We start from the raw sequence: 20,827 nt of genomic DNA, 5'->3' as shown, positions 1-20,827 counted from the left end.
TCCGGCGAGCCGTCGGAGAGCAGCCATCCGAGCCCTACGAGAACGCGGTGCAACGCGACTACCTGGAGCAGCACGGCGCCGGGACGACCGCCGAGCACATCGATCTACTGGCGGAGAACCTCGCCGAATATCGCGCCCTCGTCCACCGCACGCAGAAGGCCGGACTGCCCGCCCTGATCGCGCGGCTCCTCGCCGAACGCGGCACGTCCTCCGTCCTCGCCCCGGCGGGTCTGCCGGAGGAGTGGCTGGCCGCCGTGGCCGCGCCGCTCGTCGCGGACGGCCCGGACAGCACTCCGCACGAGCTCGACGAGGTGTCGGCCGTGGTGACGGGCTGCGCCCTGGCGATCGCCGAGACCGGCACCATCGTCCTCGACGGCTCCCCCGACCAGGGGCGGCGGCGGATCACGCTGATCCCCGACCACCACATCTGCGTCGTACGCGTCCCGGAGCAGGTCGTCGCCTCCGTACCACAGGCGCTCCCCCGGCTCGATCCGCGCAAGCCGCTGACCTGGATCTCGGGCCCGTCGGCGACCAGCGACATCGAGCTCGACCGGGTCGAGGGCGTGCACGGTCCCCGTACGCTCCAGGTGATTCTGGTCGAGTGAGCACACCGTGCGGCCCGTCCCGGTGTGCGGCCCTCTCGCCCCGCTCGTAGCGTGAGGACATGATCCGGTTCGAGCGGGTGACCAAGCGGTACGCCGACGGCACGACCGCCGTGGACGATCTCTCCTTCGAGGTGGCCGAGGGCGAACTCGTGACGCTCGTCGGACCCTCCGGCTGCGGCAAGACCACCACGATGATGATGATCAACCGGCTGATCGAACCCACCGAGGGCAAGATCTTCGTCGACGGCGAGGACATCTCGAAGGTCGACCCGGTGAAGCTGCGGCGCCGTATCGGCTATGTGATCCAGCAGGTCGGCCTGTTCCCGCACCGCACCATCCTCGACAACACCGCCACCGTCCCTGCCCTGGTCGGCTGGAAGCGCTCCAAGGCGAAGGCGCGTGCCGCGGAACTGCTCGACATGGTGGGCCTCGACCCGAAGAAGTACGGCTCGCGCTATCCCGACCAGCTCTCCGGCGGACAGCGCCAGCGCGTGGGCGTGGCCCGGGCCCTGGCCGCGGACCCGCCGGTCCTCCTGATGGACGAACCCTTCGGCGCGGTCGACCCGGTGGTCCGCGAGCAGTTGCAGGACCAGTTCCTGCAGATGCAGCGCACTGTGCGCAAGACGGTCGTGATGGTCACGCACGACATCGAGGAGGCCGTGCGGCTCGGCGACCGGATCGCGGTCTACGGGCAGGGCAGGATCGAGCAGTTCGACACCCCGGGCGCCGTACTCGGCACACCGTCCACGCCCTATGTGGCCGAGTTCGTGGGCGCCGACCGGGGTCTGAAGCGTCTGTCGGTCACCGAGATCGAACCCGACGACCTGGAGGAGCCGCCGCTCGCCCGCCTGGACGAGTCGGCCTCCGCGGCCGCGGCCCGGCTGCGTGCCGAGGGCGCCCGCTGGGCCGTCTGCCTCGACGAGGCCGGCGAGCTGCACGGCTGGGCGGGCGTCGACGAGCTCGCGCTCGCCGGCGACGCCAAGGTCGGCGAGCTGGCCCACCGGATGAACTCCTGGGTGCCCGTGGGCGCCCCGCTCAAGACCGCCTTCGGCGTGATGCTGCAGCACGACGCGGGCTGGGTCGCGGTACTCGACGGCGCCCGCTTCCTCGGCGTACTGACTCCGGCGAAACTGCACGAGGCGCTGCGCCGGTCGGTGGACGCGGACGCGCTCGGCATCGGGCGCGACGAGGTGGAGTTCGACTCGGTGGCGGACGCGTAACCGGCGTTTCCCCCACGGCAGTCGGAGCAGCCGTTCCCCTCACGGCAGTGGGAGCAACTGCCGCCCCACCGCGCCTTACAGCAGCCCCTTCTCCTTGAGATACGTCTCCGCGACGTCCTCGGGAAGCCGCCGCCAGCTGTCCACCTGCTGGTTCATCGAGGCCAGATCGGCCGTGGTGAGCACCTTGTTGAGCTCGTCGAGCACACCGGCAACCTTCTCGCTGCCGGCCCGGGAGCGGTTCACCACGGGCACGATGTAGTCCGCGTTCTGCAGCTTCTTGTCGTCGGCGAGCAGCACCAGCCCGAACTCGCCGAGCGTGGCGTCGGTGCTGGTGGTGAGCACCATCTGGTCCTGGCCGGACTGCACGGCCTTCTTCGCCTGCGTGGTGCCGACACCCTTGGGATCGATGGCCGTGATGTTGATCCCGTACGTCTGCTCCAACCCGGGCTTGCAGTACGGGCGTTTCACGCACTCGTCGCCCGCCGCGAGCCGCACCTTGAGGCCGGAGCGGCCGAGGTCGGACAGCGTCTTGAGCCGATGCTGCTCGGCATACGCGGCCGTGACGGCGAAGGCGTTCTGGTCGACCGCCTTGCCGGGGTCGAGGACGGTGAGGCCGCGGGGCGTGGCCAGTCGGCGCAGGGCCGTCATCGTGGCGGCGAGGTCCGGTGAGCCGACGGGAGGTGCGTCCGCTCCGTTGGCCTTGGCGTTGAGCCAGTCCGCGAAGGTCGCCGCGTATTCGGGCACGACGTCGATCTGGCCGGATTCCAGGGCCGGTTCGTACAGTTCGCGGTTGGCGACGGTGAGCAGCGTGGTCTTGTAACCGGCCTTGGCCAGGAGCTTCGCGTACATCTGGGCGAGCAGGTCGCTCTCCGTGAAGCCGGCCGAGCCGATGGTCAGGGACTTGCTGTCGCCGGGCGGTGCGGTGACCTCGCCCTGGTTCTCCAGGGAGGGTCCCGTGGTGCAGCCCGCGAGCAGTGCGGTCAGCAGACAGGTCGCGGCGAGGGGTCTTCTCATGCGGCGGCCCTCCCCCGCGCCCAGCCCGGTGCCAGGCGTTCGGCGATCTCGAAGAGCCCCTCGACGATCAGGGCGAACGCGGCCACCAGGACGGCGCCCGCGACGACTTGGGCCGTGGAGGCGAGGTTGAAGCCGGCGGTGATGATCCGGCCGAGTCCGCCGCCGCCCGCGAGGGCCGCGATGGTGGCGGTGGCGACGAGCTGCACGGCGGCGATCCGGACACCGTTCATGATCATCGGTAGCGCGAGCGGCAGTTCCACGCGCCACAGCATCTGCCGTCCCGTCATGCCCATCCCGCGTGCGGCCTGGACGACGCTGCGGTCCACTTCGCGCATGCCGACGTACGCGTTGGTGAGCAGCGGCGGCACGGCGAACAGGACGAGCGCGACGACCGTCGGCCCCTGGCCCCACTTGCCGATCGGGGTGAGCAGCAGCAGCACGAGGACCGCGAAGGTGGGCACGGCGCGGCCGACGTTGGAGATGTTCACGGCCAGCGCCCCGCCCTTGCCGAGGTGGCCGAGCACCAGGGCGATCGGGAGCGCGATCAGACAGCTGATGACCAGGCAGACGACGGTGAGCACGAGGTGTTCGGTGAGCCGGTGCCAGACGCCGTCGCCGCCGGACCAGTTGGCGGGGTCGGTGAGCCAGTCCCAGGCGTCGCGCAAGGTCTTCATCCGCGGGCCCCTCTCTGCCAGGGCGTGAGCAGCCGCTGCACCCCGAGGAGCAGCAGATCGGCGGCGATCGCGATGATCACGCACAGCACGGAGGCGGTGAGGACCTGCGCTTTGAAGTACGTGTTCATCCCGGCGTAGATGAGATTGCCGAGGCCTCCGTAGCCGACGATCGCGCCCACGGTCACCAGCGAGACCGCCGAGACCGTGGCGATCCTGAGGCCGGCCATCGCGGCCGGTACGGCGAGCGGGAGTTCGACGGTGAGCAGCAGCCGGATCGGTCCGTAGCCCATGCCGCGCGCGGCCTGCCGGGTCTCCTCGGGCACGGCGCGCAGTCCGGCGAGGATATTGCGGACGAGCAGGGTCAGCGAGTACAGGACGAGACCCGCGACGACCAGGGCCGCGGACAGTCCGTACACCGGAAGCAGCAGCGAGAACATCGCGAGCGAGGGGATCGTGTACAGCACGGTCGTCAGACCGAGCACCGGACCCGCGGCCCAGTGCCAGCGGCGGGCGGCGACGGCGAGGGGGACGGCGAGCACCAGGCCGATGAGCACCGAGACGGCGGTCAGTTCCAGATGCTGGAGCACCGCGTCGGTGAGGATCTCGGAGCGGGTCGTCAGGTACTTGCCGCAGATCCATTCATTGCGCGCGAGGCAGTCGTCCGGGGCGGTCACCTGGGGCGCGGTCACTTGTCCATTCAAGGCGGGCACCGGGGCGGCGGCCCGTCCTGATCGGCCGTACGAGTGGGGGACCTGCTCGCGTACGGGGACGGCGCGCCGGTGCGGGCCGGCTACGGCCTGCCCGTGACGGCCCGGGCGGCCGAGCGCCCCATCCCCGTGCACACGGCCGCCCAGACGGCGACGGCGATCCACAGCAGGACCTTGCCCGGGCCCTCCAGCCAGGGCACCTTGGCCGCCGTCGCCACCGAGAGCGTGGCCACCGCGGTCATGCCCATCGGGAAGACGGTGGCCCAGCGGCGGACGTCGTAGCGAAGGCGCGGCCAGCGGATCTCGGCGGCGAGCAGCAGCAGATAGCAGGCGAGGTCGAGGCCGAGCAGGACGAGTGCCGCGGTGCGCAGCACGTCGTGGAGGGAGCCGGTGAGCTGCGGGGCCGCCACCAGCTTGGAGCCCGCGAGCGCCGAGATGGCGAGTGCGCCGCCCGCGACCCACTGGTCGCCTGCTCCGCTGCGTACGGTCGTGAGGTCGAAGCGGACGAAGGCCGCCACGTACAGGACGAGCCCGAGGCAGAAGGCCGCGAGGGCGGCCCGGGCGAGCCAGTCCACGTCGAGCAGCGGTGCGAGAGTGCCGGAGAGGACGGCGAGGCCCTGCGTCGCCACGCACACGAGGAACACCCCGCCGGGCATGCGCCGGCCCCAGTGCCGCAGCACCGAGGGCAGCAGCACGAGCCACAGGACGCAGGCGAGCGCGAGCAGCGCGACGGCCAGGGTCGTCCAGCCGAGCAGGGCGTAGCGCGTACCGAGGACGCAGGTGGCGGCGACCGCGGTGAGCGCGGGCGGGGTGTCGGCCTCGGCCTCCCAGCGAGCGAGGTCGCTCACGAGACGGATCAGGAAGTCCGCGGCCAGGGCCGCCCAGAACAGCGTGCCGAGGGCGAGCGCGGCGAGCGAGAGGTTCTCGTGGCCCGTCAGATGCAGGCCGACCGAGACGATCGCGGTGGCCATGACGGCCGCCCCGGCCGCGGGCGAAAGGCCCGCCCACCAGCCGACCAGTCCAGGGGCCGAGCCATGGTCGGTCATCCGTGCACCACGCAGCCGGTCATGGTGCCACCACGCAGCCGGTCATTCGCGTTCCACGCTCTCGGTCATGCGCCCACCCTCGCCAAAACCCGCGCGCCCCGCCGGAGCTGCTGCGCCGATCGGTGCAGCAGCTCCGGCGGGCGGGGTGCGGCGGCCGGTGCGAGAGTGCCGGTCAGAGGATGCGCGGCGAAGGAGCGGCTGTGTGGCAGGACCTGTTCGATGCGGGGATCTCGTACGGCGAGAAGACGGTGCGCACCATCGCCGTGTATCTGATCGTCCTCGTGCTGCTCCGCTTCTTCGGCAAACGCGATCTGGCACAGCTCAACACCTTCGACCTGGTCGTCATGCTGCTGCTCTCGAACGTCGTGCAGAACGCGGTGATCGGGCCGGACAACTCGATGTCGGGGGCGGCGCTCGGCGCCGCGGTACTGCTCGCGGTGAATGCCGTGGTCGCTCGGTCGGCGCTGCTGTCCGACCGTCTCGGCCGGCTCCTGGAGGGCAGGCCGGTGGAGCTGGCGCGTGACGGGCGCTGGCTGCGGCGCGAGGTGCGGCGGTACGGGCTGCGGACCACGGACCTGGATGTCGCGGTACGGCGGCAGGGCGGCGACGACGTCACGGAGACCACCTCCGTGAGTCTCGAACCGGGCGGCGCGCTCGTGGTGACGCTGCGCGACGGCGACCAGGCGGCCGACAAGAACGACATCGCGGCACTGCGGGCCGAGATCGCCGCGCTGCGCCGGCGTCTTGAAGAAGGCGGGCTGCGCGGATGAGTGCCCTGTGGACCTGGCTGCGCACCCCGCGGGGGCCGATGCTGTGGTTCGAGGTCCTGTTGATCGCGGTCAGCTACTGGCTGTACTCCCTGGTCCGCAACGCGGTGCCTGAGGAGCGGGCCACGGCGATGCGCAACGCGCATCGGATCTGGGACGCGGAGCAGACGCTGGGCATCGCAGCCGAGCGTGCGATCAACCATGCGGTGGACAAGGTCACTTGGCTGATCGTGGGCATGAACTACTACTACGCCACGCTGCACTTCATCGTGACGATCGGCGTTCTGGTGTGGCTGTACCGCAGGCACCCGGGCCGCTATCTGACCGCGCGGCTCGCGCTGTTCGCGACCACCGCGGTGGCCCTGGTGGGCTTCTACTTCTTCCCGCTCGCGCCTCCGCGGCTCATGGAGGGCGGGGGCTTCATCGACACCCTGCTGGTACACGACACCTGGGGCTCGATGAGCAACGACGGCCACAACGCCTCGGTGTCCAACCCGTATGCCTCGATGCCTTCGATGCATATCGGCTGGTCCACGTGGTGCGGCACGATGATCGTGGCGCTGGCGCGGCCGGCCTGGGTGAGGGTGCTCGGCGTGCTCTATCCGCTCGCGACGCTCGCGGTGATCATCTCCACGGCGAATCACTACTGGCTGGACGCGGTCGGCGGGCTGCTGTGCGTGTGCTTCGGGTTCGCGGTGGCGTACTGGTGGTTCGGCGCGCTGCCGTGGCAGTTGCCGCGGGTCGCCCCGCATCTCGATCCGCCCGCGGTCCGGAGCCGGCGCTCCTGACCATGGAACCGCCCGCCTGCCCGGGGTCGTATCCCTGGCAGGCGGGCGGAGTTCGAAGGTGCGCCGGCCCGTGTCAGCGCCCGAGGGCGCGGTCCACGGTGCGGACCAGTTCGCCGTCCGGCGTGTCCGCGTCGAGCGACCAGAACATCGCACCGCCGAGGCCGCGGGCCTTCACATACGCCGACTTCAGGGCGAGCACGGCCGGGTCGTCGTAGGTCCACAGCGTCGTGCCGTCGAAGATCCAGGAGTGGCCCTCGCGCACATTGCGGTGGATCTTGTACGTGCCCGATGCGGCGAGCGCCTTGAGTTCCTTGTAATCGGCGTAGCCGTTGGCCCACTTGGCGGGCGCGGGGCCGGTGGCGGGCTGCCCCATGCCGTCCCCGCCGCCGCTGACTCCGGTCCAGCCCTGCCCGTAGAAGGGCATGCCGACGACCAGCTTGCGGGCGGGTGCGCCGCGTTCCAGCCAGGAGTTCACGGTGCCGTTGACGCTGAAGTCGTTGCGCGAGAAGAGCGCGGACTGCTGGGCGGTGGTCTTCTCGCCGCTGACGTGGAAGTCGTAGCCCTGCAGGGTCACGAAGTCCAGGTTCTTCATGATCTTGCCGACCTCGAAGCCCGCGTCGATCTTGGCTTCGGCGGTGGGCACGAAGGCCGAAAGCTCGTAGTGCTTGCGGTTCTTGCGGCCGAGCGCGTCGAGCCGGCTGCGGAACTCGGCGACGAGCGCCGTGAAGTTCTTCTTGTCCTCGGGCCGGAACACGGTGTCCGCGTCGCCCTCGGAGCCCGGCCACTCCCAGTCGAGGTCCACACCGTCGAAGACGCCCGCGGCGGCGCCCTCTCCGCCGCGTACACCGTCCTGGGGCAGGTTGCCCTTCAGATAGAGGTCGACGCAGGACTGCACAAATGCCTTACGGGACTCGGGAGTTCGTACCGCGTCGGAGAAGTGGGTGGACCAGGACCAGCCGCCGAGCGAGATCATCACCTTGAGGCCGGGGTGCTTGGCCTTCAGCTCCTTGAGCTGGTTGAAGTTGCCGGCGAGGGCCTGGGTGTCGGTGTCGGCCACACCGTCGACGGAGTTCTCCGCGTCGAGGGGGCGCTGGTAGTCCGCCCAGGGGTCGGACTCGCCGGGCACGGGGTTCAGGAAGCACTTGCCCTGCGGACTGACATTGCCGAAGGCGTAGTTGATATGGCTGAGACGGGCCGCGGCGCCACTCTTGTCCAGGTCCTGCACCTGGAAGTCGCGGCCGTAGACACCCCACTGGGTGAAGTAGCCGACCCGCTTGAGCGAGGAGCCGCCGCGGTCGCTCGCGGCGGCTGCGGGCGCGTGGTCCTCCTGGGCCTGCGCGAGCGGGGCGATCAAGGCGACGAGGCAGACGGCCGTGGCCGCCTGGGGCAGAATTCTTCGGCGCATGGGCTGGCTCATTCCTGGTCGACGGACGAGGCCAACTGCACTGGTACTGACGGGAGTCGGCCCGCCGAAGTTATTGGTCTGGACCAGAAAGGGTCAAGAGGGCGTGCAGGAATGACCTCGACGCGCCTCAGGGCGTAGGAATACCCGCCGGCCCCCGCCCCGGCCGCCCGAACTCCACCGGGACGCCGGGCGAGTACAGCACGCTGACCGGTGCGCCCACGGGCCGCGGCAGTCCGGACGCCGCCACCAACTCGTCCTCGCAGTCGAGGAGTTCCGCGTGGTGGAGCGGCCAGCGCGGGTGGCTGTTGGGCAGGTAGAGGGACCGGCCGAAGAAGGCGCTGTGCAGGCCCCAGCGCGCGGTGAGGAAGTGCTCGAGCTCGCTCGGCTCCTCGACCCGCTCCCCCACCCGCAGCGCGATCCGGGTGCGCGCACCGCGGGGCCCGGGCCAGCGGCGGCGGCTGGCGTAGACGAGGACGTCGCCGTCCCTGCGTACGGACATCTTCGACCAGAGATACGGCAGACCGAAGGCCGCGCGGCCCACCGCGACCGGGATGAGGCGGGAGGCGTCGAGGCTGCGGAAGACGACGCCGCGGCGGCCCTGCCCGTCGACGGAGTAGAGACGGACATTGGTCTCAGGAAAGCTGCCGAGATACGGGACGCCGGGCAGCCGGAACCAGCCGACGCGGTGCATACGGAAGGCGACCAGGCCGACGTACGTGGCGCCGTCGAGGGTGTCGGGCACGGTGCCGGCGGGCAGCAGCGGGGCCACGTCCGCGGGGTCGGCCGCCCAGTGCACGAACGCCAGGTCGAGCCAGGACTGCGTGAGCAGCGCACGCGCCGGGTATCCCGGCGGGTCCGCGGTGATGGGCTCGGGGCGCACCGGCGTGTACGTCACTCCGGCAGCTTCCCAGACGGCCCGCGCGGCCTGCCGGGCGCCCCGGGGCGGCCCGTACTTTCGGCCGATGCCTTTATGTTCCGCGTAGGGACAAATGGCACTTAAGCGGCCCCGACACAGTCGTCAGAGTGGATATCAGTGACTGACCTGTGGGCCGGGCCTTCGGTGCAATGAGGCATACGAGGCGTGGATCCCGTCGGACACGGCCTCTCGGAGCCCATGAGCGCAGGGCGAGGCCGTGCGGCGGTGCCGGCCACCCACCCGGGCGCGAACCCGCTCACCCCGCGCGTCCCGAGCGATCGAGGAACCCTCCATGGCTTCGAGCCTGACCATGGCCCCCGCGCCCAACCCCACCGGGAAGACCTTCTTCGGGCACCCGCGTGGTCTCGCCACCCTCTTCATGACCGAGATGTGGGAGCGCTTCAGCTTCTACGGGATGCGCGCGCTGCTGCCGCTCTACCTGATCTCGGGCGGCGCGGACGCGTCCAAGGGCATGCAGGGCGGCGGGCTCGGGATGTCCGTGGCGACCGAGGCCTCGATCTTCGCGATCTACTCGGCGATGGTCTACCTCCTCACGCTGCCCGGCGGCTGGTTCGGCGACCGGGTCTGGGGCCCGCGCAAGACGGTCACCATCTCGGCCGTCGGCATCATGATCGGCCACCTGCTGCTCGCGGTCCCCGGCGCGCCCACCTTCTTCCTCGGTCTGGCCTTCGTCGCGGCGGGTTCCGGCCTGCTCAAGGCCAATATCTCGACGATGGTCGGCCACCTCTACGACGGTCCGGACGACCCGCGCCGCGACGGCGGCTTCACCGTCTTCTACATGGGCATCAACCTGGGCGGCCTGTTCTCGCCGCTGATCATCGGCACCGTCGGCGAGACGGTCAGCTGGCACTTGGGCTTCGCGCTCGCGGCGGTCGGCATGGGCCTGGGCCTCGCTCAGTTCCTGTTCGGCACCCGCCACCTCAGCGAGGTCTCGAACGTGGTGCCCAAGCCGCTCAGCGCCGCCGAGCGCAAGAGCGTGATCCAGAAGTCGCTGCTCGCGGCCGCCGCGGCGGTTCTGTTCTACGTGATCGTCGCGTCCTTCACGGACATCACCGACAACTGGATCCTGGTCCCGCTGTCCGTGCTCGGCATCGTGATCCCGATCCTGGTCCTCGTCCGCATCAAGCGGGACAAGAGCCTGACGCAGCTTGAGCAGTCGAAGATGTCCGGTTTCATCTGGTTCTTCGTGGCCGCCGCGATCTTCTGGGCGATCTACGACCAGGGCTCCTACACGATGGCCACGTTCGCCGACGACTCCGCGCAGAACACGGTCTTCGGCTGGAGCTTCCCCGTCTCCTGGTACCAGTCGGTGAACCCGGTCCTGATCATGGCCCTCGCGCCGGTGATCGCCAGCGCCTGGCTGTGGCTGAACCGCCGTGGCAAGGAGCCGAGCACCATCGTGAAGTTCTCCTCGGGCCTGGTACTCGCGGGCGTCTCGTTCTTCGTGTTCCTGATCCCGATGACCACCGCCGCGCACGGTGCGAAGGCCGCGGCGATGTGGCTGGTGGCGATCTACTTCGTGCAGACCATCGGCGAGCTGTGCCTCTCCCCCGTCGGTCTCTCCCTGACCACGAAGATGTCCCCGGCCAAGTACGCCTCCCAGATGATGGGCGTGTTCTTCCTGGCCGTGACCGCGGGCGACTCCCTGATGTCGCTGCTCGCGACGGCGGGCATGAACCTGGACAGCCGGGGCGTGGTCGGTGTCGAGGCCGCCGTGGCGGTGGTCGCCGGTCTGGGGATCTGGGCCTATCGCGGGCGGGTGCAGAAGCTGATGGGCTCCATCAACTGACCGTCCGTACACCGTCTCGTACAACGCAAAGGGCCGCCGGAACACCGGCGGCCCTTCACGTACGCATGGCTCAGACGGCCGGCGCCGGATACGTCGGGTACTCGACGCCCGAGACGTGCTGGACGACCCGGATCACCTGGCACGAGTAGCCGAACTCGTTGTCGTACCAGAGGTAGAGGATCGCGTTGTCGCCCTCGACCTTGGTCGCGCCCGCGTCCACGATCGAGGCGTGGCGCGAGCCGATGAAGTCGCTGGAGACCGCGTCCGGCGTGGAGATGAAGTCGATCTGCCGGCGCAGCGGCGAGGTCAGCGACACCTCGCGCAGGTGGTCGAGGACCTCCTCGCGGGTGGTCTCACGGGCCAGCTGCAGGTTCAGGATCGCGATCGAGACGTCCGGCACGGGCACGCGGATCGAGGATCCGGTGATGTGCGCCTTCAGGTCCGGGAGCGCCTTGGAGACGGCCGAGGCTGCACCGGTCTCGGTGATCACCATGTTGAGCGGCGCGGAGCGGCCGCGGCGGTCGGCCTTGTGGTAGTTGTCCAGAAGGTTCTGGTCGTTGGTGAACGAGTGCACCGTCTCGACGTGGCCGCGCAGCACGCCGTACTCGTCGTCCATGGCCTTGAGCGGCGGGACGATGGCGTTGGTGGTGCAGGAGGCGCAGGAGATGATCCGCTCGTCCGGCTTCAGGCTGTCGTGGTTGACGCCGTGCACGATGTTCGGGACGTCACCCTTGCCGGGAGCGGTCAGGACGACCTTGTCGACGCCGGGGCGCAGGTGCTGCGAGAGGCCCTCGCGGTCGCGCCACTTGCCGGTGTTGTCGATGAGGATGGCGTCCTTGATGCCGTACGCCGTGTAGTCGACCTCGGAGGGGTCGTTGGCGTAGATCACCTTGATCTCGTTGCCGTTGGCGACGATCGTGCTGTTCGCCTCGTCGACGGTGATCGTGCCCTGGAACTGGCCGTGGATCGAGTCGCGGCGCAGCAGGGAAGCGCGCTTCACGATGTCCTGGTCACCGCCGCCGCGCACGACGATGGCGCGCAGCCGCAGGCCGTTGCCGGAACCGGCCTTCTCGATCAGGAGGCGGGCGACGAGGCGGCCGATGCGGCCGAAGCCGTAGAGCACGACATCGCGGCCCTCACGGCACTCGATCTTGTTCTCACCGGTCGCACCGGCCACGGCCTGGGCGGTGAACTCCTCGATGCTCAGACCACGGTCGTCGGCGCGGTACTCCTCCGCGAGCCGGCCGATGTCGATCTGCGAGGGGCCGAGGTCCAGCGTGGTCAGGGCCTGCAGGAACGGGAGCGTCTCGGTGACCGAGAGCTCCTCGCCGGCTATCTGACGCACGAAGCGGTGGGTCTTCAGGAGCGAGACCACCGACTTGTTCACCAGGGAGCGGCTGTGCAGCAGGACGGTCACGTCCCGCTCGCGGTGCAGCTTCCCGATGAGCGGGATCATCGACTCCGCGATCTCCTCGCGGTGCTTCCAGTTGGTGAACGAGTCGTCGTTGACAGTCACAGGAATTTATCTTTCGAGCTAGGCGGCGCTCACATGCTAAACCCCTGGCCGCCTTGATCGATCAATGGGGGCCGGTTGGGCCCCGGAGAGCTTCTCGGGACTGGTGACGATGTACACGTCGGACACCTCGCCGCCCTCGGCGGTCAGGTCCATCACCATCACCGCGAAGGGGGCCTCGTCCGCGTACACCACCGCGGCCTCATCACCGTTGACGCTCCGGTAGCGGATGTCGAGGTCGGCCGGCGGGCGCGCGGCGAAACCGGCCAGCGTGCGAGCGACCTTGTCGCGGCCCCTGACCGGACGCGGCGCCGAACGGGCCTTGCCGCCCCCGTCGGTCCACAGCGTCACGTCCGGCGCCAAGATCTCAAGCAGCGTCGCAAGATCACCGCCGAGTGCCGCCGCGACGAACCGCTCGGTCACCTGGCGCCGGATGCGCGGGTGGGCCTCGTAGCGCGGGCGCCGGGAGCGTACGTGCGAGCGGGCACGGTGGGCGAGCTGGCGTACCGCCGAGGCACTGCGGTCGAGGATCTCCGCGATCTCCGTATGCGCGTAACCGAACACCTCGTTGAGGACGAACACCGCACGCTCCAGCGGACTGAGCGTCTCGAGCACCACGAGCAGCGCCATCGACACCGCCTCGCCGCGCAGCGCCCGCTCACCCGCGTCGGCGTTCTCCACCGGGGAGTCGGCGACGAGGGGTTCCGGCAGCCACGGTCCGGCATACGTCTCACGGCGGCGGTCGACCAGGGCCCGCCGGGCGAGCGCGTGGTTCACCGCGATCCGCACGAGGTAGGCACGCGGATTCTCGACGGGCGCCTGCCGTGGGTCACGGTCCCGGCCCGCCCAGGACAGCCAGGTCTCCTGGAGTACGTCCTCGGTGTCGGCCACGCCGGCGAGGATGTTGTAGACGACGGAGAACAGCAGCTCGCGATGGTCGACGAAGACCTGCGTCGCCGCTTCGGTCGCCGCCGCCTCCGTCTGCCGCGGTGCACGGTCGGTCATGCCACGCCTCCCCTGACCCAGGTCCGCCCTTTCCTGCGACGAGGCCCCTCGCCCGCAGAACGTGACATGAATTCCGGAAGTGTGAGTCACCTCTCAGCCGGTCCGCAAGAGGTCACACTCGCTGCCGCCCCTCTCCTCCCAGGTGTCAAAACCGTCTGGACGACGGGGAGTTGGGCTCCCGAGCACACTCCGGTCGTCCGTACCGAAGGGACACCCCTCATGAAGCTCGTCGTGTTCGGAGCCAATGGCCCCACCGGTCGCCGGACCACCGCGCAGGCCCTCGCCGACGGTCACGAGGTCACTGCCGCGACCCGCCGCCCCGAGGACTTCCCGCTCACCGATCCCCGGCTGCGGGTCGTCGGCGCGGACGTGCGCGACCCGGTCGCCGTCGAGGCCGTGGTGGCCGGACAGCACGCGGTGATCTCATCGCTCGGGGTGCCCTACGGGCGTACCCCTGTCTCCCTCTATTCCGAGGGCAGCACCCACATCACCCAGGCGATGGCCGAGCACGGCGTCCGGCGACTGGTCTGTGTGACGTCCACGGTGCTGTTCGACACGCCCGCACCCGGCGAGGGATTCCTCTTCCGCCGGGTCGTCGAGCCGTTGATCGCCCGGACGATGGGCCGCACCGTGTACGAGGACATGCGCCGCATGGAGGCGATCGTGGGCGACAGCAACCTCGACTGGACGGTGGTCCGCCCCGGCGGCCTCTTCGACGCGGACGCCGTCTCCGGCTACCAGGTCGCCGCAACCCGTCTCCCCGGCCGGTTCACCTCCCGCTCCGACCTCGCACACGCCTTGGTACGCAGGGCGGTCGACGGCCTCGACGTCCACGCGTTCGTCGACGTACGCACCACGCAAGGAGCGCCGACCTTCGTCGAGCTTCTCCGGAAGGAGGCTTTCGGCGGTAAGAAGGCCGGCTGACCGGACAAGGTGGTGGCCCGCCGGCACCCGGTTCCACCAGCTAATTCGCTTTCGTCGAGCGCCTGCAGCAGGAGAGGATCGGGCTCCACGAACCGGGAGGAACATGATGAGCGGGGCGCCCCTGACCCTGGACGAGCTGCTGCCGCGCGACGAGCTTGCGGCCGCGCTCGAAGCCGGGCACGTCACCCGCAAGCCGCACCCCGAGCTGCCGCTTTCGATCTACACGTACACGCGCAGCGCGCAGTACGAGCGGGCCTGGACCGCGGTGACCACGCGCTGCCGCGGCTTGGTGGCCGATGACGCCACGGGCGAGATCGTCGCGCTGCCGCTGGCGAAGTTCTTCAACGTCGGCGAGCACGCGAGCGGTCAGCCCTACGCGCCGGCGCTGCCGGACGAGCCGTTCGAGGTGTACGACAAGGTCGACGGCAGCCTCGCGGTGGTCTTCCATTACGCGGGCCGCTGGCATGTGGCCTCGAAGGGCTCGTTCATCAGCGACCAGGCGACCTGGGCGCAGCGCAGGCTCGACGGTCTCGACCTTGCGGGCCTCGTCCCCGGGGTGACGTACCTCGCGGAGATCCTGTACCCGCAGAACCGCATCGTCGTGGACTACGGCGACCGCCGTGACCTGGTGCTGCTCGCGGCGTTCGGCGTGGACGGCACCGAGCTCCCGCTCACCGAGGCGGCGAAGCACTGGGACGGGATCGGTTCGGTGGTCCGGGTCTGGCCCGCGATGCCGCTCGCCGAGCTGATCGCGCTGACCGAGGCCAACACGCTGCCCGGCGGCGCGAGCGCCACCGGCACGGATGCCGAGGGCTTCGTGCTGCGGTTCGCGTCGGGGGTACGGGCCAAGGCCAAGCTCGCCGAGTACGTGCGCCTGCACAAGGTCATCACCGGTGTCACCGAGCGGGACATCTGGCGCAGCCATGGTGTCCAGCGCTTCGCGCACCTGCCCGCCAAGCAGGTGGCGCAGGCCCTCAACTGCACGGCCGCGGAGATCGAGGCGGACCCCAAGCCGCTCGACGCGCTGCTCGAGCAGGTGCCGGACGAGTTCGACGCCTGGGTGCGGGAGCTGATCGCCGGGTTCGAGCGCGAGGTCGTGGCGCGCGAGCGGGCGATCGACGAGGCGTACGAGGGCATCGCTCACCTGGGCACCGACCGGGGCGCGTTCGCTCGTGCGGCACAGGCGCTGCCCGAGAAGAACCTGCGTTCCGCGATGTTCCTGCGTCTCGACGCGCGCACGACCGAGCTGGTCACTTACCGTTCCGTACGGCCCGAGGCCGCCGACCCCTTCAAGAACGACGAGGAGAACTGAACCGTGTCCGAGGCAACCAAGCCCGTAGTGCACGTGATGACCGGGCTGCCCGCTTCGGGCAAGACGACCGCCGCGCGCAAGCTGCAGGAGGAGTCCGGCGGGCGGATGCGCCGGGTCAATCTGGACGATCTGCGCGTGATGCTGGACGTGCCCTCGCCCGAGCAGCGGCGTTCGTACGCGCATGAGCAGACGGTCCTGGAGATCCAGGACGCGGCGGTGCGCGCGGCGGTCGAGGGCGGTTTCGACGTGGTCGTCGACAACACGCATCTCACCCCGCACATCCCGAAGCGTCTGAAGGCCGCGGTCGCGGGCAAGGGCACCTTCGTGGTGCACGACTTCACCGATGTGCCCGTCGAGGAGTGCATCCGCCGGGACGCGGGACGTCCGCGCGAGGTGGGCGAGGAGATCATCCGCATCCTCGCGGACAAGCATCTCAAGGCCACCAAGGGCGGCTGGCGGCTGACCGCCGAGTGGCTCAACGACGAGCCCGAGGTCAGGCCGTACGTGGCCGACCCGGCGCTGCCCGCCACGGTGATGTGCGACATCGACGGCACGCTCGCGATGCGCGGCGAGCGCGGGCCGTACGACTTCACGCGCTGCGACGAGGACACGCTCAACGAGTCGGTACGGCGGGCGCTGCGCGCGTTCCGGGCCGCCGACAGCGATGTGATCGTGCTGCTCTCCGGCCGCGGCGAGGAGCACCGGGAGATCACCGAGGCCTGGCTCGCGCGTCACGAAGTGCCGTACGACGAGCTGTGGATGCGGGCGCGCGGCGACCATCGCCGCGACGACCTGGTGAAGGCGGAGCTGTTCGACGCGCATGTCCGCGACCGGTTCGCGGTGCGGGTGTCGCTGGACGACCGCGACCGCGTGGTGGCGGTGTGGCGACGGATGGGACTGCCGACCTGGCAGGTCAACTACGGCGATTTCTAGGGTGGTTGATTCCTCCGGTTCCGGCTGACGGACGGTTCGGACAACCCCTGTCCGAACCGTCCCGCCGTGCCAGAATTGCGCCGTGGACCGGGGGATGCTCGAGCGTGACCACGAGTTGGGCCGGCTCGCTGATGCCGCGCGCGAGGCGGCCGACGGGGCCGGTGCGGTGGCGCTCGTCTTCGGCGAGGCCGGCATCGGGAAGTCGAGCCTGGTCAGGGCCATGTCCGCGGTGCTCCCCCGGCAGGCGCGGATGCTCGTGGGCCAGTGCGACGACCTGGCCACCGGACGTCCGCTCGGGCCCTTCCGCGATCTGGTCGGCGGCCCTGAACCGGTGGGCGAGGAGCTGGCGAAGGCGCTGCGGGGAGCGGGCGACCGCCATCGGGTGTACGACGCCCTGCGCTCGGAGCTGACCACGGCTCCGCTTCCGGTGGTACTCGCCGTCGAGGACGTGCACTGGGCCGACGAGGCCTCGCTCGACGCGCTGCGCTTTCTTGTCCGGCGGGTGGAGCGGCTGCCCGCGCTGCTCGTCCTGACCTACCGGGACGACGAGTTGGGCCGCGAGCATCCACTGCGGCAGCTGCTCGGCCAGGCCTCGCGGGCGGACCGGGTGCTCCGGCTGCCGCTGCCCCGACTGTCGCGGGAGGCCGTGGCCCGGATGAGCGAGGCCGAGGGCCTCGACCCTTTCCAGGTGTACGAGGTGACCTCCGGCAATCCGTTCTTCGTGGCCGAAGTGCTCGCGGCGGGCAACACGGGCTGCGCGCCGCCCACGGTGGTGGATGCGGTCCTGGCCAGGCTGCGCGGTCTTGACGCCGGGGCGCGGGACGCCTTGGAGCAGCTGGCCGTGGTGCCCTCGGCGGTGGAGCACCGCCTCGCGGAGGTGCTCCTGGACCATCCGATGACCGCTCTCGCGGATGGTGAGCAGCACGGGCTGCTTTCCGTGACGCCCGAACGCGTGGTGTTCCGGCACGAGTTGATCCGCCGGGCGATCGCCGACTCGCTGCCCGCCGCGCGCCGGATCGCCCTGAACCGCGCGGTGCTGCGCGCGCTCGTCGCGAGCCCCGGCGCCGATCCGTCGCGGATCGTGCACCACGCGGCGCAGGCCGGCGACGCGGACGACATCGCCCAGTACGGGCCTGCGGCCGCCGCCGACGCCTCCCGTACGGGCGCGCACCGCGAGGCGGCCGCCCACCTGCGCCTGGTACTGCGCGACCGGGGACGCTATGCGCCCGCCGAACTCGCCACTCTGCTCGAACAGTTCGCCGTCGAGAGCTATACGATCGCCGACTCCGCGGCCGCCGTCGCCGCGCAGCGCGAGGCGGTGGCGCTGCGCCGCTCCCTCGCGGACATCCGGGCGCTCGGCGCGGATCTGCGCTGGCTGTCGCGGATCCACTGGTGGGCCGGTGACGCCGAGGCCGCGCAGAAGGCCGCACAGGAGGCCATCGCCGTACTCGAAACGGCGGACGATCCACGGCTGCTCGCGTTGGCCCTGAGCAACACCGCGCAGCTGCACATGCTGTCCGAACGGCACACCGAGGCCGTCGAGTTCGGGACGCGTGCCATCGGCCTGGCCCGCGCGAGCGACGACGCGGCGATCCTCTCGCACGCGCTCAACAACGTCGGCTGCTCGCTCTGGCGCACCGGCGACCCGCACGGCCGTGCCCAGCTGGAGGAGGCGCTGCAGGTGGCGCTGGGCGCCGGCGAGGTGGAGCACGCCTGCCGGGCGTACGCGAACCTGATCTGGAACCTCCTGGAACGCCTGGAGTACGCGGAGGCCGACCGATACTTCCCGGCGGCGCTCGAACTCGCCGACCGGGCCGAGCACTTGGGGTTTCTCAGCTATCTGCAGGTGGAACTGGCCTTGCGCCGGTTCGCGGCCGCCGACTGGGGCGAGGCCGAGCGGTACGCGGAGCTCGGCGTGCACGACCACGTGCCGGGCCGCTGCCCCGCGCTGACGGTGCTCGCACGCGTCCGCATCCGACGCGGCGCCGAGGGCGGTGACGAACTGCTCGCTCAGGCCTGGGAGATGGCGGTGCGCGCCCGCGAGCTGCAGCGCACCGGCCCGGTCGCGGCGGCGCGGGCCGAGGCGGCCTGGCTGCGCGGTGACCTCGCGGGCACGGTCGAGGCCGCGCTCGGCACGTACGAGCAGGCCTGCGCGCTCGACTCCCCCGCCCATCGCGGTGAGCTGGGTTACTGGCTGACCCGGGCCGGGCATCCGGTCCCGCCGGACGAGTCCGGCCATCCGTACGCGTTGCAGAGCGCCGGGCAGTGGCGCGCGGCCGCCGATCTCTGGCACAAGGCGGGCTGTCCGTACGAGTACGCGGCGGCGCTCGCCGAAAGTCCGGCGGTGGACGACAAGTTGGCCGCGCTCGCCCTCCTGGACGCTTTGGGCGCGCAGCCGCTGTCCCGCCACGTCAGGTCCGAGCTGCGCGTGCTCGGGGTGCGGCGGATCCCGCGCGGTCCGCTCGCGGCGACCCGGGTCAATCCCGCGGGGCTCACCGAGCGGCAGCTGCAGGTGCTGCGCCTGATGGTCGAGGGCCTGACGAACCCGCAGATCGCCGACCGCCTGGTGGTCTCGGTACGCACCGTCGACAACCATGTCTCCGCGGTCCTGGAGAAGCTGGGCGCCCGCACCCGGCGCGAAGCGACCGCACGGGCAGGCGAGTTGGGGCTGACGTAGGTAGGTGCCCGGCACGACCTGAGTGGTCCTCACGGATATCGGCGCCCCCGGCCCCGTACTAGAAACGTGCAAATCGGACCTGTTCGGGGTCCGCAGCCAACGGGGGATCTCATGGGGAAGACACCGATCCAGGCAGCCCGACAGGAACTGTCGGGGTTCCAGGGGAAGTTGACGGGTCCGGACGACGCCGGGTACGACTCCGCGCGCGCCGTCTACAACGCGATGATCGACCGGCGTCCCGCGCTCATCGCGAGCTGCACGGACGCGACCGATGTGCGCAGCGTCATCGGCTTCGCCCGCGACCATCAGCTGCTGCTCGCCGTCCGTGGCGGCGGTCACCACGGCGCCGGGCTCGGCACCTGCGACGACGGGGTGGTGCTCGACCTCTCCCCGCTCAAGGACATCAGCGTCGATCCGCGGGCACACACCGTCCGCGTGGGCGGCGGCTGCGTGTGGGGCGAGGTGGACCGTGCCACGAACGCCCATGGATTCGCCACGCCCAGCGGCATCATCTCCACGACCGGCGTCGGCGGGATCACGCTCGGCGGCGGCCTCGGTCACCTCACCCGCAAGTACGGTCTGTCCATCGACAATCTGCTGGAAGCGGACGTGGTCCTCGCGAACGGCGAGTCGGTGCGGGCGAGCGCGGACGAGAACAGCGATCTGTACTGGGCGATCCGCGGCGGCGGGGGCAACTTCGGGGTGGTGACCTCGTTCTTGTTCCGGCTGCACGAACTGAGCATGGTCGTCGCAGGACCGACCTTCTGGCCCGTCGAGCTGGGCACCGAAGTCCTCGCCGCCTACCGGGACTTCCTGCCGTCCGCGCCGCGCGAGCTCAACGGATTCTTCATGTACGGGTGCGTACCGCCGGCGCCGCCGTTCCCGGAGGCGATCCAGGGCCGCAAGACAGCCGCGGTCGTGTGGTGCTGGGCGGGCGGCGACACCGAGGCCGCCGCCCAGGCGATGGCGCCGCTGCTCGACGTGCTGCCCGAACCGCTGCTGCACGGACCGCAGGAGATGCCGCATCCGGCGCTGCAGTCGGCCTTCGACGGCCTGTACCCGCCCGGCGACCAGTGGTACTGGCGCGCGGACTTCGTCGACGAGATCCCCGACGAGGCGGTGGCGCTGCACGCCAAGTTCGGTGCCGAGCTGCCGACCGGGCAGTCCACGATGCACCTGTACCCGATCGACGGAGCCGTCCACGATCACGCTCCGGCGGACACCCCGTGGAGCTACCGCAGGTCGACCTGGGCCTCCGTGTACGCCGGCGTGGACCCCGATCCCGCCAACGCGGAGCTGATCAGGCGCTGGACCGTGGACTACTTCGAGGCGCTGCACCCGTACTCGGCGGGCGGCGCGTACGTGAACATGATGATGGACGAGGGCCAGGAGCGGGTGCGGGCCAGCTACCGCGACAACTACGCGCGCCTTGCACGGATCAAGGCCGCGTACGACCCGGAGAATCTGTTCCGGCTGAACCAGAACATCCGGCCGGCGGTGCGGCCGTAAGC

General features: G+C 70.6%; 18 protein-coding genes. 10 read left to right on the top strand and 8 right to left on the bottom strand.

Annotation, left to right across the window (positions count from 1 at the left end):
* Both H9Y04_RS15535 and H9Y04_RS15530 read left to right on the top strand, forming a co-directional pair.
* Positions 1-605, top strand: a 605-nt coding sequence (locus H9Y04_RS15535) for a LutC/YkgG family protein (RefSeq protein ID WP_187814401.1), incomplete at its 5' end; no start/stop codon positions are given.
* Between the two features lie 59 nt (positions 606-664).
* Complete coding sequence (locus tag H9Y04_RS15530) at positions 665-1,825, top strand: ABC transporter ATP-binding protein (RefSeq protein ID WP_187814400.1); 1,161 nt, start codon at positions 665-667, stop codon at positions 1,823-1,825.
* Positions 1,826-1,900: 75 nt separating this feature from the next.
* On the opposite strand, the gene H9Y04_RS15525 is transcribed toward H9Y04_RS15530, so the two are convergent.
* From H9Y04_RS15525 to H9Y04_RS15510, 4 genes are all read right to left on the bottom strand, one after another.
* A complete protein-coding gene (locus H9Y04_RS15525; RefSeq protein ID WP_187814399.1) occupies positions 1,901-2,839 on the bottom strand; it encodes an ABC transporter substrate-binding protein in 939 nt (312 codons plus the stop codon).
* Positions 2,836-3,513, bottom strand: a complete 678-nt coding sequence (locus H9Y04_RS15520; RefSeq protein ID WP_187814398.1) for an ABC transporter permease — start codon at positions 3,511-3,513, stop codon at positions 2,836-2,838. The genes H9Y04_RS15525 and H9Y04_RS15520 overlap by 4 nt, the downstream gene beginning before the upstream one ends.
* On the bottom strand, positions 3,510-4,202 hold the full coding sequence (locus H9Y04_RS15515) for an ABC transporter permease (protein ID WP_187814397.1): 693 nt from the start codon (positions 4,200-4,202) through the stop codon (positions 3,510-3,512). The genes H9Y04_RS15520 and H9Y04_RS15515 overlap by 4 nt, the downstream gene beginning before the upstream one ends.
* 101 nt (positions 4,203-4,303) lie before the next feature.
* The gene (locus H9Y04_RS15510) at positions 4,304-5,266 is read right to left on the bottom strand and encodes a tellurite resistance/C4-dicarboxylate transporter family protein (RefSeq protein WP_187814396.1); all 963 of its coding nucleotides are present in this window, start codon (positions 5,264-5,266) and stop codon (positions 4,304-4,306) included.
* Between the two features lie 200 nt (positions 5,267-5,466).
* Between H9Y04_RS15510 and H9Y04_RS15505 the strand changes: the two genes are divergently transcribed.
* Together H9Y04_RS15505 and H9Y04_RS15500 are read left to right on the top strand one after the other, a co-directional pair.
* Positions 5,467-6,036: a DUF421 domain-containing protein gene (locus H9Y04_RS15505; protein ID WP_187814395.1), complete on the top strand. Its 570-nt coding sequence runs from the start codon at positions 5,467-5,469 to the stop codon at positions 6,034-6,036.
* Entirely contained in the window at positions 6,033-6,821 is a 789-nt protein-coding gene (locus H9Y04_RS15500) for a phosphatase PAP2 family protein (protein ID WP_187814394.1), read from the top strand. Before H9Y04_RS15505 ends, H9Y04_RS15500 begins: the two co-directional genes overlap by 4 nt.
* A gap of 73 nt (positions 6,822-6,894) precedes the next feature.
* Here H9Y04_RS15500 and H9Y04_RS15495 read toward each other — a convergent pair whose 3' ends face one another.
* Positions 6,895-8,226, bottom strand: coding sequence for a glycoside hydrolase family 18 protein (locus H9Y04_RS15495; protein WP_187814393.1), 1,332 nt, complete (start codon positions 8,224-8,226; stop codon positions 6,895-6,897).
* 127 nt (positions 8,227-8,353) lie between these two features.
* Entirely contained in the window at positions 8,354-9,121 is a 768-nt protein-coding gene (locus H9Y04_RS15490) for a YqjF family protein (protein ID WP_187814392.1), read from the bottom strand.
* Positions 9,122-9,434: 313 nt separating this feature from the next.
* Here H9Y04_RS15490 and H9Y04_RS15485 point away from each other — a divergent pair, with 313 nt between their 5' ends.
* Complete coding sequence (locus H9Y04_RS15485) at positions 9,435-10,952, top strand: peptide MFS transporter (RefSeq protein WP_187814391.1); 1,518 nt, start codon at positions 9,435-9,437, stop codon at positions 10,950-10,952.
* A gap of 70 nt (positions 10,953-11,022) precedes the next feature.
* On the opposite strand, the gene H9Y04_RS15480 is transcribed toward H9Y04_RS15485, so the two are convergent.
* Both H9Y04_RS15480 and sigJ read right to left on the bottom strand, forming a co-directional pair.
* Entirely contained in the window at positions 11,023-12,468 is a 1,446-nt protein-coding gene (locus H9Y04_RS15480) for a glyceraldehyde-3-phosphate dehydrogenase (RefSeq protein WP_187814390.1), read from the bottom strand.
* A gap of 36 nt (positions 12,469-12,504) precedes the next feature.
* Positions 12,505-13,470, bottom strand: coding sequence for an RNA polymerase sigma factor SigJ (gene sigJ / locus H9Y04_RS15475; protein WP_187814389.1), 966 nt, complete (start codon positions 13,468-13,470; stop codon positions 12,505-12,507).
* Between the two features lie 219 nt (positions 13,471-13,689).
* On the opposite strand from sigJ, the gene H9Y04_RS15470 reads away from it, so the two are divergent.
* The 5 genes from H9Y04_RS15470 to H9Y04_RS15450 all read left to right on the top strand — a co-directional run bounded on the left by H9Y04_RS15470 (position 13,690) and on the right by H9Y04_RS15450 (position 20,825).
* Positions 13,690-14,394, top strand: a complete 705-nt coding sequence (locus H9Y04_RS15470) for an NAD(P)-dependent oxidoreductase (RefSeq protein ID WP_187814388.1) — start codon at positions 13,690-13,692, stop codon at positions 14,392-14,394.
* Between the two features lie 106 nt (positions 14,395-14,500).
* Positions 14,501-15,706 carry an RNA ligase gene (locus H9Y04_RS15465; RefSeq protein WP_187814387.1) on the top strand — a complete coding sequence of 402 codons (1,206 nt, stop codon included), beginning with the start codon at positions 14,501-14,503 and terminating at the stop codon, positions 15,704-15,706.
* Positions 15,707-15,709: 3 nt separating this feature from the next.
* Entirely contained in the window at positions 15,710-16,639 is a 930-nt protein-coding gene (locus tag H9Y04_RS15460) for a phosphatase domain-containing protein (protein WP_308800986.1), read from the top strand.
* A 94-nt stretch (positions 16,640-16,733) separates the two neighbouring features.
* Complete coding sequence (locus tag H9Y04_RS15455) at positions 16,734-19,316, top strand: ATP-binding protein (RefSeq protein ID WP_214661203.1); 2,583 nt, start codon at positions 16,734-16,736, stop codon at positions 19,314-19,316.
* Between the two features lie 111 nt (positions 19,317-19,427).
* Entirely contained in the window at positions 19,428-20,825 is a 1,398-nt protein-coding gene (locus tag H9Y04_RS15450; RefSeq protein WP_187814385.1) for an FAD-binding oxidoreductase, read from the top strand.
* Positions 20,826-20,827 lie beyond the last annotated feature (2 nt).

This window comes from Streptomyces polyasparticus (genome assembly GCF_014493765.1).
In the GTDB taxonomy this organism is placed as follows: Bacteria; Actinomycetota; Actinomycetes; order Streptomycetales; family Streptomycetaceae; genus Streptomyces; species Streptomyces polyasparticus.
Note: the sequence above shows the minus strand (reverse complement) of the source record. Positions and strands in the feature narration are given on the sequence as shown.